The organism is Streptomyces sp. NBC_01268, assembly GCF_036240795.1.
GTDB lineage: Bacteria > Actinomycetota > Actinomycetes > Streptomycetales > Streptomycetaceae > Streptomyces.
This window is the reverse complement of record NZ_CP108454.1, coordinates 443,928-459,838: the sequence shown is the minus strand read 5'-3', so window position 1 is coordinate 459,838 and position 15,911 is coordinate 443,928. Positions and strand designations below refer to the sequence as shown.

Sequence of the window (15,911 nt, the reverse complement as noted above, 5' to 3'; positions counted from 1 at the left end):
TTCGGGCTGCGCTGACACAACCGACGGACAGGCGGAGGGGCACGGCTGATGGCGTGGCTGGCAGCGGGTGAGGGGTACGAGATCACCCTCGAGGACGGGCGTGTGGTCGCACGGCGCGTCGGGGGGCGGCAGTTGAAGACACTGCCGAAGGCGTTGCGCGACAGTTCCGAGGCCGACCGGCTGCGGCAGCTCGCCGAGTGGCTGGACCGGCACGCCGTCTCCTGCGTGGCGCAGGTGGACGCGTGGATGGTGTCGTCGCTCCCGGTTCCGACCGAGCTGATCGCGCGGGTGTGGCCGGACGAGGCATGGCAGGCGGCGCTGCGGGACATGGCCGTCGTGGGCGACGACCCGGACGAGGTCGGCTTCCTGCGGGACGTCACCGCCGACGGGGAGCTCAAGGTCGTCGACCTCGACGGCGAGACCGTGCGGCTGTCGCCGCGCACGGTGACGCTTCCTCACCCCGTGCTCCTCCCGGACCTGGACGACGTACGGGACTTCGCGGCCGACCTCGGCATCACCCAGAAGGTGGAGCAGATCCACCGGGCCACCTGGGCGAAGCCGGACGGCGCGGGCGCCGGGCGACCGGAGACCGCGACGGAGGTACGGGACTACGCGGGCGGCAAGTTCGCCTCGCGGTTCGGTCTCGCCGCGCGCGCCACGGGCCTCGGCTACCGGGTGTCCGGCGGCTACGCCACCTGCAAGGTGCGCGACGGGGGCCGCAGCACGGAGGCGTCGGTGTGGATCGGCGAGCCGTACTGGGACGGGGAGTCGGAGACCGGCGGGCTGAGCTGGCACGACGAGGACGGCCGCGCGGTGCGGCTGGGCGAGGTCGGGCCGGTGGCCTGGTCCGAGGGGATGCGCATGGCTGCCGCGCTCTACGCCGGCCGCACGATCGAAGAGGGTGGGGACGCGTGAGCGGCACGGATGCGAACGACAACAGGAAGCTGCTCGCGGCAGGAGCGGTGCTCCCGGCCGACGCACGGGACGCGGGCCCCTCGGCGGTCGAGCTGACCGCACGGGCCTACCGCCACGCGGTGTGGGGAGACGACCGGGTCGTGGTGCGGCTGGCCGCGGCCGAACTCGGCCCCGCCGAGGATCTCGCCGCCGGCTTCCTCGGACTCGAGCCCGAGGGCGAGCCGGCCGTGGTCGGTCTCGGGCGGCGCCAGGAGCTCGGCTTCCCCGAGTGGGTGCTGGTGCACCACCCGGAGGACGGACACCACGCCCTGGCGGTCGTGCCGGAGCTGGACCGGCTGGCGCGGCAGGCCAGGACCAAGCCCAAGGCCGCCCTGGACGCCTGCCACGAGCTGGCCGGGCGGCTCGCCTCGGCCGTGCCGCACTTCCTCCCCGTCTTCTACGAGCAGGCCGCGCGGGTCTTCCTCGGCGTCGAGAACACCACGTACGCCGGTCAGTTGTTCGGCCGCGCCCGTACGAGCGAGGCGCAGCACGGGCTGACGGTCGACGAGGACCGGCTCGACGCCGTGTTCCTGGAGTTCGCCCTGGCCGGCGCCCTGCCGGTCAAGGTGCTCGCCGGGTACGGCAAGGAGCTGTCGGCGCGGCTCGCGCCCGCCGAGGCGTACGAGCGGTTCCGGCGGTTGTGCGTGCGCCGGACGGCCGGCGGGCTCGCGCCGTCGGCCCAGGCCGCGGTGGAGCTGAAGCGGCTGGCGCGCGCCGCGGCCCTGTCGGCGGACGAGGCGGAGCAGGACCACCTCGCCGAACTCCTGCCACTGCCCGCGACGCTGCGGGCCGCGGCCGGCTGGTGGAAGTCGCACCGCGGCGCGCTGGTCGCGCTGGCCCGGCGGGTCCCGTCCGTGCGGGGCGCGCTGCTGACGATGACCCCGCCCGGGGACAACGGGGACATGACCGACCTGTGGCTGGGGATCCTGGCGGACTCGGGGGCCGACGCGGGTCTCGTGGACGCGGACCTGCCGCCGGAGGAGCGGTGCTCCGACGGCGCGGCGGGCTGGCTGGAGCGCTTCCACGGCGCCCGGCACCGCGGTTGGGGGACGCGCCCCACGCCCCCGGCACTGCTGGAGCTGGTGGCGCGTACGGGCGGCCGGCTGCGTGCCGACCTGGCAGCCCGGCCCGAGGGCCGGCGGTTCCTGCGGATCGGCGTCGAGGACGTGAACCTGCTGGACCTCCTGCTCTCGCTGGAGGTCGCGGTCGCCGACCCCGAGGAGAAGGAGGCCCGCAACCGGCGGGGCGACGCCCTGAACCTGTCGGACTGGGCGCGCGGCGAGGAGCCGCGGGACCTGGTCGCGCTGGCGGCGGACCCGCGTTTCCGTCCCGCCTTCCGGCGCGGGGCGGACAGCTACAACGGCGCGACCTCCGGTACGGACGTGATGCGACGGCTCGCCGCCTCGACCGGTGGGCGCCCGATGCTCACCGAGTGGATGCGGGAGGTGGCCGAATCCTCGGTGGCCGCCGGGCTGCCCGGACTGCCGGCCGCCATCGAGAGGCTCTCCTGGCTGCCCTCCGAGGCGCTCTCGCTCGCGCCGCGGGAGGTAGCGGCCGCGGCCGGCGCCGACCTCGGCGCGACCGTGGCACGCACCCTGCGCGGCGGCCTGTGGGAGGAGCTGAGCTGGCCGGCCTGGGAGGAGGCGCTCACGGAACTGGCGCCCGGGCGGCACAGCACCGAGGGCCTCACCGTCTCCGAGGCCTGGCCGTACCTGATCGTCGCCAACGCGACGCAGGCACGCGTCATCGACGCCGACTCCACCGTGCTCGTGCACGATCTGCGGATGCCGTCCGCCTCCGTGTGGCGGACGGGCTTCCACTACGTGGACGGTGCGCTGCTGGTGTTCTGGAGCACCTACGGCAACCGCGAGCCGCGGGGCTACTGGCACACCGCGCCCGACACCGTGTTCGACCTCGCCGGCACCGACTACTGGACCATGCGCTCGCAGCATCCCAGCCTCCAGCTGCCCGGCGGCGGACGCACCACCGGCGGCGGCGTCCTGCACCGCGGCGACACGCAGCTGCCGCCGGAGCGCCCGATGCTGTCCGACGGCACGTCGTACTGGGTGTGGCAGAGCGGTGACGGGGAGGACCGGGGCGGCTGGCTCGAGTACGACCCCGTGGGCGGCGCGTACGGCCGTCGCTCGCAGCCCGGCTTCCTCGCCGACGCGCTGCTGCGGCACGCCCCCGGCGCCGAGTTGTCCGCCGACTTGTCCTGGCTGCGCCCCGCACCTGCGGTGGAGGGCTCGGCTCAGGGGCGTTCCGCGGACGGACTCCTCGGCTGGCGCGTCGTGCGCCTGCCGGACGGCGGCCACCACGCGGAGGACACCACCGGACGGGCCGTCACGCTGCCGAAGGGCGCCGACAGGCCGGTCGCCGCGCTGACCTTCCCCGGCGACGACCGGCCGCGGGCGCTGACCCGGCAGTGGCGCGAGCTGTCGCTCAGCGACCCCGACGGCGTCGTCACGACCACGGCCGGGTGCGACCACCGCGACGAGCTGTACGGAACGGCGGGGAAGGCCCTGCCGCCGATGCCGTACCTGTACATGCTGCGCGCCCGTGACCCGCAGGGGTCGGCGGCGCTGCGGGGCGCCGACGCGGAGTCGGCCGGCGTCCTCCTGAAGGCTGCCGTGGTGGCGGAGCGGGCGGCCGACCTGCCCGAGCTGGTGAGCGCCGCGCTGCCGCGGCTCTCGTCGCCCGAGCTGATCGCCGGCGTCGTGAAGGTGCTGCGCTTCGCGGTGCGGCAGCAGAAGGCCCTGGACGACGTGGCCGCCCGGCTGGACCCGGCGGCCGAGCCCGCGGAGGCCCGCGTCCCGGGACCCAGCGACCAGCTGATCGGCAGGGCCCTGTACGGCATCGTCGGCACCGGCTACCACCGCCACGGCGCGGACAGCGACGTGACCCACCGCTTCCTGGAGACGCTGGCGTCCGTACGGGCGGATACCGCCGTCGAGGCGCCGCCGGGACGGCTGCACTTCGACGTGCCGTCGCTGCCGTACTCCGGGCTGCCCTTCGACTCCCTCGTGGACGAGCCCGCAGCGATCGCCTACCGGGCCGTCGCGCCCGGCAGCGACCCCGCACACCGGGCCGCCCTGCTCGGCGTCCTCGACCAGCTCGACGCGCTGGGACTGGCCTCGACGGCGGCGTCGGCCGGTCACTGGCGCCGGGTCCTGGTGCACCTGACGCCGCCCCACCTGCACACTCCGGACGGGCAGGGCCGCAACGTCTCCCACCGCAGCGTGCTGCCCCTGGGCGGTGGCGCGGCGCTCGGCATCACCGAGCACACCGAGAGCGTCACCGACGGACGGGAGTTCGGTGCGCTGCTCCACGACCCGAGCGGGCGGTTCGAGGTGCCCGGCCCCTACACGGTGCGCCGTGACGCGCCGGTCGGCGACCGGGTGCGCGGCGCCGCGTGGCTCGCGGACTTCCTCCGGGAGGCGCGGACACACGCGGAGGCGCCGTTCCTGCCGGCGGCCGCCGACGAGTTCAGCCGCCTCACGGGCGTGTCCGGAGCGCTCGCCCGGATCGTTCTCGTGGGCATGCCCGACGTGGACAGCTGGGAGAGCAACTTCCTGCCGACGGAGCTGCGCAAGACGCTCGGTCTGAAGGTCGCCGAGGCGGGACACGCACGCGACGAACTGCGCGCGCTCCCGGTCGAGGTGCGCCGGGCGGTGCTCGCCGCGCTCCTGCCCGAGGACCCGGCCCGGCTGTGGAGCGAAGGCCCCGACGTGGCGTCGGCGGCCGTCGTGTGGAACGAGAAGGTGGGACGCCGCCGGCAGGTGCCCGACTGGCTCGCGGCGGAGGCCGCGCGCGGAGCCCGCACCGGCTGGCCCGTGCACCAGGCGCTCCCCGCCCTGCTCGACCCGGAGTCCTCCTCGGAGCTCGGCGTCGACGTGCCGTGGCGCATCGAGGGCGACCACCCGGCCACGGCGACCCCGGCCGAGGCGCCGTTCACCTCGGCGGTGCTCACCGGCTCGATGAGCCTGACGGCCTGGCTGGCCCACCGGCTGCCCGCGGGCGATCCGGTGCGGGCGGCGCTGCCCAGCGCCCTGACCGCCGTACGGCAGCGGCTCGCCGCACCCGAACTGCTGCTCTCCGCCGGTCACTACACGAGCCTCTCGGACTTCCGGAAGGTGGCGGGCGCTCCGACGGAGACGGCACCGGACCACGAGCGGTACGGCGCGGTGCTCATGGCCACGCAGGACAACCAGCCGCGGCCCGCCGTACGGCCCGCGCTGCTGGACTCCACCGGCTCCGACCCGTATCTGGTGGCGCTGCGCGGCGACGACCAGCGGCCGACAGGAGTCGAGACGGCCCTGCGGCGCGTGCACGACCCGGCGTTCGCACGGCTGCTGGCCGACCCGGGCGCGCCCGCGGCCGGCGAGGCGGACGACGAAGGCCTGTGGTGGCCGCAGGATCCGTCGCGTTCGGTGCCCGAGCTGGTCGCCGAGGTCGCCGGGGCCCGCGCGCTGGGCACCGACGCGGCGACGCTGTATCTGATGCTGCTGGCCATGCCCGACCCGACGGACCGCAACACCGCGCGGTGGACGGGGTGGAAGCCCGCCCGTCTCAAGGCGGCGCGGGCCGAACTGGCGGACACGGACCTGGTGGTGACGGCGGTACGGGCCCGGGCGGGACGCTCGCTGTTCCTGCCGGGCGCCTGGACGGAGCAGTCGGCGCCCGTGCTGCCGGTCGAGCAGTGGAAGCTGCCACTGTACGGGGTGGCCACCGGCACCCGGCCGCTCCTGGGCGCCCTGGTGCCCACCGAACCGGCCGCGGAGCTGTTCGCCCGCGCATGGCGGCGGATCCTCGACGGCGACGTCCCCCGCTTCGAGGAGCTGAAGGTCCGGCGGACGAGGAGGCGGCGCTGAGGCACCGCCCCTGACCGCCGCCCCCTCGTCAGCACGGCGCGGCGCACCCGCCCCGGGTGCGCCGCGCCGGCCCCCGCCCACCGACCACGACCCCCGTCCCGCCCCTCGTGCGCGCGTTCCGAACCGTGAAGAAGGATCCCGAATGACCGACACCGAACAGACCGCCCCCGTCCGGCAGGGCCGGCCGGCCGAAGAACGCCACGCCGCCGAGCTCGCCTTCCTCGCCGCCCAGGACCCCGGCCCGCGTCCGCCTGGCTGGGCGCTCACCCCGCGCGCCGTCGTCACGTTCGTCTGCGGCAGCGACGGCGTGGCCCTGTCCCTGCCCGAGCGCCACGCGGACCTGCCGTCGAAGCTGACGATCGCCCCGAAGTTCGTCGGCGAACGCGCCCTGGTCGAACGCTGTGTGGTCACCCTCGCCGGAGAGCGCGGACTGCTGCTCACCGGCGAGCCCGGAACGGCCAAGTCGATGCTGTCGGAGCTGCTCGCCGCCGCCGTCAGCGGCAGCAGCGCCCTGACCGTGCAGGGCACCGCGGGCACCACCGAGGACGCGTTCCGCTACGGCTGGAACTACGCCCTGCTGCTCGCCCAGGGCCCCACCCCGCAGGCACTGGTGGACTCACCCGTCCTCGCCGCCATGCGGACCGGACGGGTGGTGCGGGTGGAGGAGATCACCCGCTGCCTGCCCGAGGTCCAGGACGCCCTCGTCTCCATCCTGTCCGACCGCCGGATCAGCGTGCCCGAACTGACCGCCACCGAGGACGCGGTCGTCCGCGCCGCGCCCGGCTTCACCGTCATCGCGACCGCCAACCTGCGGGACCGGGGCGTCTCCGAGATGTCGGCCGCGCTCAAGCGCCGCTTCAACTTCGAGACCGTGGACCCGATCGCCGACGCCGACGCGGAGGCGGTCCTCATCCGCCACCAGGCCGTCGCCGCCGTGCGGCGGGCGGGCGCGGCCTTCGCCGTCGACGACGCCGTCCTCGACGCCCTCGTCACCGTCTTCCGCGACCTGCGTTCCGGCCGCTCCACCGAGGGCTGGGACGTGGAGCGGCCGGGCACGGTCATGTCCACCGCCGAAGCCGTGCAGGTGGCGGCGTCGCTGGGTGTCGCGGCGGCCTACCTGCCCGGCGGCGACGTACTGGACCTGCTGCCGGGCCACCTGCTGGGCGTGGTCCGCAAGGACGATCCGGCCGACCACGCACGACTGCTGGGGTACTGGGACGGCCCGGTGCGCCGTCGTGCCGAGAACGGCTCGGCGATGTGGCGCCGGCTCTGGGACCTGCGCGGGAGCCTGCGTTGACGACCGTCGATCCCCGCGCGGCCGTGGACGCGCTGGCCGCGTCGCACGCGCCGTACCTGCTGGGCGTGCGTCACCACAGTCCGGCACTCGCCGCGGTCGTCCCCACCCTGCTGGAGCAGGCGCGGGCCGAGGTGGTCTGCGTCGAGCTGCCGGCCGACTTCCAGCCCTGGCTGGAACACCTGGCGGACCCCGAGACCGTCGCCCCGGTCGCCCTGGCCGGTACGACGGGGGAGGACGGTGCGCTGTCGTTCTACCCGTTCGCCGACTTCTCGCCGGAACTCGCCGCGATCCGCTGGGCGAGGCGCCGCGGGGTGGAGGTGCTGTGCTGCGACCTTCCCCTCGGCCATCCTGGCTGGTCGGCGGAGGCCGCAGGGCCGGCGGGCCCGCACGACGGGACCGGGGACGGGACCGGGGGCGAGGCCGAGGCCGGGGCCGGGGCCGTACGACCGGACGGCGCCGCGCCCACGTGGGCCGGCGGGCCGGCGGAGGCGGACACGGAGGCGGACACGGAGGCGGGCGCAGACGCGAACGCAGACGCTACGGAGCGGACCGAAGGGACCGCGGATTCCCTCGACGCCGCTCCAGGCGAGCGTGCGGAGCAGGGGCGGCACTCCTACGCCCGAGCGCTCGCCGCCGCCGGAACCGGCCGCGACGGCGACGACCTGTGGGACCGCGTGGTCGAGGTGCTGGCCCCGGGGTGCTCCCCGGACGCGGTGCGCCGCGCCGCGCTCGGCGTGGGCTGGGCCCTGCGTGCCGACGCCCCTGTGCCCGCCACCGACCTGGCGCGGGAGGAGCGGATGCGGCAGGTGATCGCCACCGCGGCGGCGGACGGGCGCCGGGTGGCAGCCGTGATCGGCGCCTTCCACGCGCCCGCGCTCCTCCTGCCCGCCGAGACGGGCGGCGCGGCCGACGCGGACGGTGGCGCCGTGGTGCCCGGTGCGGACGTACAGGGGGGATCCCGCACGAGCGCGCCGGGTGGGTCCGGTGCGGGCGTGCGGGGCGGGTCCGGTGCGGACGTGCCGGACGGATCCCTCACGAGTGCACCGCACGGGTCCCGTACGGACGCGGGAGGGTCGGGCGGTGCAGCCGGAAGCACCGGGGAAGGCGGGACGGCCGGGCGCATGGGCTCGGGAGGAGGTGACGGCACGGCGGTGACCTCGCTCGTCCCGTACTCCTTCGACCTGCTCGACTCCCGTTCCGGCTACCCCGCCGGAATCCGCGACCCGTTGTGGCAGCAGGCCGTGCTCACCGCCGCCGGCGATCCGCAACGGATCCGGGAGGCGGCCGCCGACGCGCTGACCGGCCTGTGCCGCGAGATGCGCCGCGCCGGCCACACCGCGGGGACCGGCGAGGCCGCCGAGACACTGCGCCTGGCCTGTGACCTGGCCGCCCTGCGCGGACTGCCCGCACCCGGCCGCGGCGAGCTCCTGGAGGCCGTCACCACCGTGCTCGGCCAGGGCGAACCCCTCGGCCGTGGCAGGGCCCTCGCCCGCGCGCTGGAAGCCGTACTCGTCGGAACGTCGCGCGGCCGGATCAGCCCGCACGCGCCACGGTCCGGGCTCGGCCCCGCGGTCGAGGCCGAGCTCACGGACCTGCGGCTGCCCCGCCCCGACGACGCCGACCGCCGCGACCTGCGCCTCGACCCGCTCCGTTCGCCCCTGGACGGCCGCCGCGAGGTGCTGCTCCAGCGCCTGCTGGTGATCGGCGCGTCGTACGGCGAACCCCTCGCCGTCGCGAGCACGGGCGACGGCACGGCGCTCGGCACCAAGTGGCGTGCGGCGTGGACGCCGTCCGTGCCCGCCCGGCTCGACCTGGCGGGAGTGCGCGGCGTCACGGCGGCCCAGGCCGCCGCCGGCACGCTCGCCGCGACCGCGCGCCGCGAGGCCGCCGAGGGCGGCCCCACCCCGGACCAGATCCTCACCGGCTTGGCCGCGGCCGCGCGTTGCGACCTGCCCGAACTCGTCGAAGCGCGCCTCCACGAGGCCTCCACCCTGCTGCCCGACACCGCCGACCTGCCCCAACTCCTGCAGGCCCTCGACCTGGTGGAGGGCCTGCGGCGCGGCCACTACCCCGGCACGGAGCCGGCGGCCCGCGCGGCGGCAGGCGCGCTCACGGAGGAGCTGCTGGAAGCCGCCGTCCGGTCCCTGCCCGGCCTCGCCGGGAGCGACAGCGTCGCCGACGCCGGGGCGCTGGTGGCCCTGGCGGACCGGACGGCCGCACGTCACCTGGGCCTCCGGCTGGACCGGGCCCTCGCCGAGCTGGCCGCCGACGGCTCCCCGCTCATGCAGGGCGCCGCCCCGGCCGTACGCGTACTGCTCGACCTGGACGACGCGGCCGGGCTGGGCGAGCGCACGGCCGGCTGGATCGACGGGGCCACGGCTCCCGACACCCGGCGGGCGCTGACGAAGCGCCTCGCCGGCCTCCTCACGGCCGCGGGACCGCTGCTCCAGGCCTCACCGGACGCGCTCACCCCCCTCATGGACCGGGTCGACGAGCTGGCCGACCAGGAGTTCCTCGACCGGCTCCCGGCCCTGCGGGGCGGGTTCGACACCCTGACACCGGCCGCGCGCGACCGGCTGCTCACCACCGTGACGGAGCGGCTCGGCGACCGGCTCGACCTGTCACTCGACGCCCCACCCGAGCTGCTCGCCCTGTGGGCGGCGGCCGACGCGGCGGGGTCGGCCGCGCTCAAGGCCCTGGGCCTGTCCGGGACGGACGCGGCCGACGGTCCCCGTTCCGGGCTCGCTGCGGACCCGACCGCGCCCCCCGCTCCCACGCCCGGCACCGCCGCAGGCACCGTCACCGGCGCCGGGGGCACGGGGGCGGCCGGCACCCCTTCCCCGGGGGACGCGGGCAGGCGGCTCGGCCGCGCCGACCGCTGGCGGCTGCTGCTCGGCCGTCACAAGGAGCGGCTCACCGGTGACGCGCGCCGGTACGCCCACGCCCTGGACGAGCTCTACGGCCGGGGGCGCGGCGAGGGCGCGCAGGACCTGGACGGCGGCGCGACGGGCCAGGGCGGTGGTCAGGACCCGTCCTTCCCGACCGCCCGGGAATGGGCTCAGGAGCTGGAGGCCCTCTTCGGCGCGGACGTGCGTGAGGAGGTCCTCGCCGAGGCCGCCGACGCCGGACGCACGGACGTCCTCGCGCAGCTCGATCCGGCTGCTGTACGCCCGTCGGTGGAGCTGCTCGCTTCGGTGCTGTCGCTGGCCGGCGGCATGCCCGAGGCCCAACTCGCCCGACTGCGGCCGCTGGTGAAGCGGCTCGTCGACGAGCTCGCGCGGGAGCTGGCCACCCGCCTGCGGCCGACGCTCTCCGGACTGGCCACGCCGCGCCCCACCAGGCGTCCCGGAGGCCGCCTCGACCTTCCCCGTACCCTGCGGGCCAACCTCGCCCACACCCGGCGCGCCGAGGACGGTCGGCTCGTCGTCGTGCCGGAGCGCCCGGTGTTCAGCACGCGGGCGAGCAAGGAGGCGGACTGGCGCCTGATCCTCGTCGTGGACGTCTCCGGCTCGATGGAGGCGTCGGTGATCTGGTCGGCGCTGACGGCCGCCGTCCTGGGCGGGGTGCCGACCCTGTCCACGCACTTCCTGGCCTTCTCCACCCAGGTGATCGACCTGACGGACCGGGTGGAGGATCCGCTGTCGCTGCTGCTGGAGGTCCGGGTCGGCGGCGGTACGCACATCGCGGCCGGTCTCGCGCACGCGCGCTCGCTGATCACCGTGCCGAGCCGCACGCTCGTCGTCGTGGTCAGCGACTTCGAGGAGGGCCCTCCGCTCGGCGGCCTGCTGGGCGAGGTCCGAGCCCTGGCGTCCTCCGGCGCCCACCTGCTGGGCTGCGCGGCACTCGACGACACCGGCGCACCGCGCTACTCGGTGTCGGTGGCCCGCCAACTCGTCGCGGCCGGCATGCCGGTGGCCGCCCTCAGCCCGCTCGCCCTCGCCCGCTGGGTGGGCGACCGCCTCCGTGGAGAACCCCGTTGAGCACCGAACTCCTGCCACCCGTCGCTCCCGACGTCCTCGCCGACGCCGTCGAGCAGCTCAGTGCCCGCCTGCGCAAGAAGCTGGACGCGGCGATCGCGGGCTGCGCCGACCAGGCCTCCGCCTCGACCGACGGGTCGGTCGAGGTGCGCTTCGGCGAGGACGCCACGGTCACCCTGCGCCCGGGCCCGTCGGGCGCGGTCACGCAGGCCGAACAGGTCGCGTGCACCTGCCTGCTGGCCCCCCGCTGTCTGCACCGGGCCGCCGTCCTCGGAGCGGCTCCCCTTGCGGAGGGGCAGGGCGACGACCCGGACGCGGGCTCACGCACGGTCGCGGCCCCGGCTGCGGACACGGACACCGGCGCAGACACAGGCACAGGCACAGACACAGGCGTGGCCACGGGGAGGACCGTGTCGGGTAGGGCCCCCGACATGACCGCACCCCTCGGCGAGAGCGCACCCGCCACCCTCACCCCCGCACAGGTCCGCGCCGCCTCCGCGCTGTGGAACGCCGCCGCCGAGGCGCTGGCGGCCGGTGTCACCGCGGGCGGCGCGGTGGTGCAGGCCGAGCTGCTCCGCGCAGCCCACACCGCGCGGCTGGCCGCGCTGCCGCGGGCCGAGGCCGCCGCGCTGCGTGTCGTACGGGGCCTGCGGGCCGCGCGGGAGCGGAGCGAGGGACAGCGGCTCGGCGACCTCGCGGACGCGTTCCGCGAGCTGCTGGCCGGTGCCGCCCTGCTCTCCGCCGGCTCGGCCGACGCGGGTGCGGCGGGTTCCGCGCGCCGGGCGTACGAACAGGGCGGCAGCCTGCGGGTGTACGGCCTGTGCCGGGAGCCGGTGCTGTCGGCGACCGGATACGGCGGCGTGACCACGCACCTGGTCGGTGCGGACGGCGCCGGGTACACGGTGTCCGACGTGCGCCCCGGTGGTCTCGCCCGCGTGAAGGGCGCGGGTTCGGCGTCGGTGGCGCTCGGGGGCGCCGTCCTCGACCATGCGGGGCTCGCGCGCGGGGGCCTGAGGATCGTCGGTGCGACCGTCTCCGCGGACGGCCGGCTCGGGGCGGGGCGCGGCGTCAGCGCGACGCCGCTGCGCGGGGTGGACTGGTCCGAGGAGCCCGCCGCCGCTCTCTTCGCCCGGCCGGTGCGGGACGCGATGGGCGCCGCGCTCGCCGACGGCGGCCCGGAGTCCGCCGAACCGGGAAGGACGCCGACGCGTCTGCTGGGCTGCGACGTCGAGGTGATCGGCGCGGCCGGCGACGCCGTAGTCGTCCGCGTCGTGAGTGCCGCCGCGGAGGGGCCGCTGTTGCGGCTCCGCCCGGCGCATCCCCATCCGGAGCTGCCGCACGCGGCCAATCTGCGCCGGATCGCCGAGCACCCGGGTCTCGTGCTGCGCGTGCTCGGGCGCCCCGACCTGGACCGGGCGGCGACGCTCCGGCCGTTGGCGGTCGGGCCGGCGCCCGGGGTGGCGGCGACGCTGCGGCTGCCGGACGAGTGGAAGGGCCACGCCGACCTGGGCTACGACCGGCTGCAGGGCGGGCACTTCCCCCGCGAGACGACGGGGGGCGCGGCCCTCGGGCCGGTGCCGCTGGGGCCCGACCCGCTGGCGGACGCACCCCTGTGGCGGGTGCGGCGCCTGCTGGAGACGGGTGTCGCGGGTGGCCGCCGTGCCGTGGCGGAGGCGGGCCGCGGGGCGGACCCGGCCTCGCTCGTCGCCCGGCTGACCCGGGCGGGGCTCGGCGGAGCGGCGCACCTCGCGCAGGCCCTGACCGCGGAGGCGGGCCGCCGCCCCCGCGACGCCTTCGGCCGCCTGACCGACGCCTCCGCCGACGGCTACGCGCGCGCCTGGCTCGCCGCGGCCGTCCATCTGGCGGCCGCGGAGAGGACGTTGGTGGCCGCATCCTGGTCCTGAGGGGGATGGCGCGGCGTCGCCTCGCTCAGCCGACCGTCGGCGACGGTTCCGAGGGTGGCGGCTCGGGGGAGTAGCGGGCTCCGCGGGCGTTGAAATGGGCCAGGTGGTAGGTGACGCCGTCGAGGTGCAACTCCAAGGGCGGGGGGTCGGTGACCACGTGGGCGGGCCAGTAGGGAAGACCCTCCACCCGGGCCTCCATCGTCGGCGTGTTCCAGGACCGTGCGTGGCTCTCGGCCTGTTCGGGTGTCCACAGGAAGCCGGCGCCCAGCTCTTCCTCGCCGGGCTCCAGTTCCATCAGCGCGCGGAGCAGTGCCGCGCTGTAGACGGCGCGGACGCGGAAGTTCGTCAGGAACCGGCGTTCGAGCACGATCCGCATGTATCGACGGTGGTTGCGTCGATGGCGTCCGGCCACGATGACGCGTTCGCCTCCGTCGCCCCAGGCCGGCGGGGCGATCCACACCTTCGCGCCCGGCGCGAAGTGCCGCAGCCCCTTGCGGATCTCCAAGCCGCCCTCGCCGTGGCTGGTCTCCTGCGCGACGTTGGCCACGAGGCATAGGCCCAGTGACTCTGCTCCGGTCGTATCCGTCATGGCTGCCATGATCGCTCACCTCTCGGAGGGCGTTGTCAGACCCTCGCGACATGATGCCGGTATGACCGCACTTCCCGCCGCTGAGGCGTCCTTTGCCCTGTCCGACGCCGTCGCCTACGCGTCCGCGCTCGACCTGCTCCGTGAGGCGTCCCGCGCCTACTACGGCGGCGGGAACAGCCCGATGGACGACGCGTCCTTCGACGCGTTGCGCCGTGCCGTACTGGACTGGGAGGCCGCGCACCCGGGCGAGACGGCCGGTTCGCCGACGGGGCTGGTCGCCGACGGTGCCGCTCCGGAGGGCGACGTCCCGCACACCTCGCGTCTGCTCAGCCTGGACAACGTCTTCGGCCCCGAGGAGCTGGCCGGGTGGGAGGCGTCGCTGGAGCGACGGCTCGGGCGCGGGGCCGAGGGGGGTTTCACGGTCGAGCCGAAGCTGGACGGCGCGGCCGTCGCCGTCCGCTATCGCGGCGGCCGGCTGGTGCAGATCGTCACCCGCGGCGACGGCAGCCACGGCGAGGACGTCAGCCATGTGATCGGCAGCATCGTCGGTCTGCCGGAGCGGCTGGCCGAGCCGGTGACGTTCGAGGCGCGCGGTGAGGTCCTGTTCACGCAGGCGCAGTTCGAGGCGGCGAACGAGGTGCGCGCCGCGCACGGGGCGTCGCTGTTCGCGAACCCGCGCAACGGGGCGGCGGGGACGCTGCGGGCGAAGGACCGGCCCTACCGGCTGGCGATGACCTTCTGGGCGTACGGCGCGGTCGACCTGGATGGCGAATCGTTCCTGCCCGTCGGGGCGACGCACGCCGAGACACTGGCCGCGGTCGCCGCGGCCGGGGTGCGGACCACGGCGGCGACGCCCTGCGGCCTGCACGTGGTCGGCACCATCGCCGAGGCCCAGGCACAGGTCGACGCCATCGCCGCGATGCGCGCCGGGCTGCCCTTCGGCATCGACGGCGTGGTCGTCAAGGCCAACAGCGCCGCCGAGCAGGAGGCCGCCGGGCTGGGCAGCCGCTACCCGCACTGGGCGATCGCGTACAAGCTCCCGGCCGTCGAGCGGCAGACCGTGCTGGAGGACGTGGTCTGGGAGGTCGGCCGCACCGGCGTGCTCGCCCCGACGGCCGTCCTCACGCCCGTCGACCTCGACGGCTCGACGGTCTCCCGCGCCACGCTGCACAACCCGGCCGACATCGCCCGGCGCGGGCTGCACCTCGGGGACACCGTGACCGTCTACAAGGCGGGCGACATCATCCCCCGCGTCCAGGCCCCGGTCGTCGAGCTCCGCCCCGAGGGCGCGCTGCCCGTCCCGCTGCCCGAGGCGTGCCCGAACTGCGGCGGAGCCATCGACAGGAGCCAGGAGCGGTGGCGGTGCGCGAAGGGCACGGCGTGCGCGCTCGCCCCGCTGATCGAGTACGCCGCAGGGCGCGACATCCTCGACATCGACGGCCTCGGCAAGACCTACGTCAAGGCCCTCATCGACTCCCGGCTCGTCGGCGACGTGGCGGACCTGTTCGCGCTGACCGAGGAGCAGTTGGCCACCGCCTCGGGCAGCGCCAAGCGCGGCGCGAAGCTGGTCGAACAGCTGGCCCTGGCCAAGGGCCGCCCGCTCAGCCGCGTCTTCTGCGCGCTCGGCATCCCCGGCACGGGCCGCAGCATGTCGCGGCGGATCGCCGCGCACTTCGGCACCATGGACGCGATCCGCGCGGCGACCGAGGAGGACGTCCAGGCCGTCGAGGGCATGGGTCCCGAGAAAGCCCCGGTCGTCGTCGCGGAGCTCGTCGCCCTGGCGCCGGTCATCGACAAGCTGATCGCTGCGGGAGTGAACATGTCCGAACCGCAGCAGGCTTCCGACGCCCCCGGGCCCGTGGGCGAGGGGCCGCTGGCGGGCAGGACCGTCGTCGTCACGGGCAGGATGACGGGCCGCCTGGAAGGCCTCGGCCGTACCCAGATGAACGAGCTCATCGAGCGCGCCGGCGGGCGGGCCGGCAGCAGCGTCAACGCGAAGACCTCCTGCCTCGTCGCCCCCTCCGCATCGGGGGGCAAGCCCAGCTCGAAGGCCGTCGCCGCCCAGAGACTGGGCGTCGACGTCCTCACTCCGGAGCAGTTCGCCGACCTCGTCGCGGACTACCTCGCCTGACCACCCGCCCACCGCCCGCTCGTACGCGCGCCTCCGACGCCACCGCGCCCCGCTGCCCCCGCCTCCCCCTCGGGCCCACCGCGATATCAGGGGTTCGGTTTCCCGAACCCCTGATGCGGGGGCCGGCACGATCGATCGCCGTGCCCCGGCCGCGAAGGATGAAGGCATGCGCGAAGTCGAGGAAGCGG

The 15,911-nt window shown here is 76.1% G+C and carries 7 protein-coding genes; 6 read left to right on the top strand and 1 reads right to left on the bottom strand.

All coding sequences use genetic code 11. From position 1 onward, the window contains the following. Window positions 1-48 precede the first annotated feature (48 nt). The 5 genes from OG309_RS01960 to OG309_RS01940 all read left to right on the top strand — a co-directional run bounded on the left by OG309_RS01960 (window position 49) and on the right by OG309_RS01940 (window position 13,003). Window positions 49-915, top strand: a complete 867-nt coding sequence (locus tag OG309_RS01960; protein ID WP_329417718.1) for a DUF4132 domain-containing protein — start codon at window positions 49-51, stop codon at window positions 913-915. Beyond that, complete coding sequence (locus OG309_RS01955) at window positions 912-5,825, top strand: DNA-binding protein (protein WP_329417716.1); 4,914 nt, start codon at window positions 912-914, stop codon at window positions 5,823-5,825. The genes OG309_RS01960 and OG309_RS01955 overlap by 4 nt, the downstream gene beginning before the upstream one ends. A gap of 142 nt (window positions 5,826-5,967) precedes the next feature. Then, window positions 5,968-7,122 carry an ATP-binding protein gene (locus tag OG309_RS01950; protein WP_329417714.1) on the top strand — a complete coding sequence of 385 codons (1,155 nt, stop codon included), beginning with the start codon at window positions 5,968-5,970 and terminating at the stop codon, window positions 7,120-7,122. Continuing rightward, entirely contained in the window at window positions 7,119-11,102 is a 3,984-nt protein-coding gene (locus OG309_RS01945; protein ID WP_329417713.1) for a DUF5682 family protein, read from the top strand. Before OG309_RS01950 ends, OG309_RS01945 begins: the two co-directional genes overlap by 4 nt. Then, on the top strand, window positions 11,099-13,003 hold the full coding sequence (locus OG309_RS01940; RefSeq protein WP_329417712.1) for a hypothetical protein: 1,905 nt from the start codon (window positions 11,099-11,101) through the stop codon (window positions 13,001-13,003). Before OG309_RS01945 ends, OG309_RS01940 begins: the two co-directional genes overlap by 4 nt. Before the next feature lie 25 nt (window positions 13,004-13,028). Here the strand turns inward: OG309_RS01940 and OG309_RS01935 are convergent, their stop codons facing one another. Continuing rightward, complete coding sequence (locus OG309_RS01935; protein WP_329417711.1) at window positions 13,029-13,592, bottom strand: hypothetical protein; 564 nt, start codon at window positions 13,590-13,592, stop codon at window positions 13,029-13,031. Window positions 13,593-13,653: 61 nt separating this feature from the next. Between OG309_RS01935 and ligA the strand changes: the two genes are divergently transcribed. Further along, window positions 13,654-15,723 (top strand): NAD-dependent DNA ligase LigA, encoded by a 2,070-nt coding sequence (gene ligA / locus OG309_RS01930; RefSeq protein ID WP_329417710.1) that lies wholly within the window; start codon window positions 13,654-13,656, stop codon window positions 15,721-15,723. The last annotated feature ends 188 nt before the right edge of the window (window positions 15,724-15,911 follow it).

Bases quoted from the DNA above. Each gene is read 5' to 3' on its own strand.
- OG309_RS01935 (WP_329417711.1), bottom strand. From the start codon at position 13,592: ATGACGGATACGACCGGAGCAGAGTCACTGGGCCTATGCCTCGTGGCC.
- ligA (WP_329417710.1), top strand. From the start codon at position 13,654: ATGACCGCACTTCCCGCCGCTGAGGCGTCCTTTGCCCTGTCCGACGCC.
- OG309_RS01950 (WP_329417714.1), top strand. From the start codon at position 5,968: ATGACCGACACCGAACAGACCGCCCCCGTCCGGCAGGGCCGGCCGGCC.
- OG309_RS01960 (WP_329417718.1), top strand. From the start codon at position 49: ATGGCGTGGCTGGCAGCGGGTGAGGGGTACGAGATCACCCTCGAGGAC.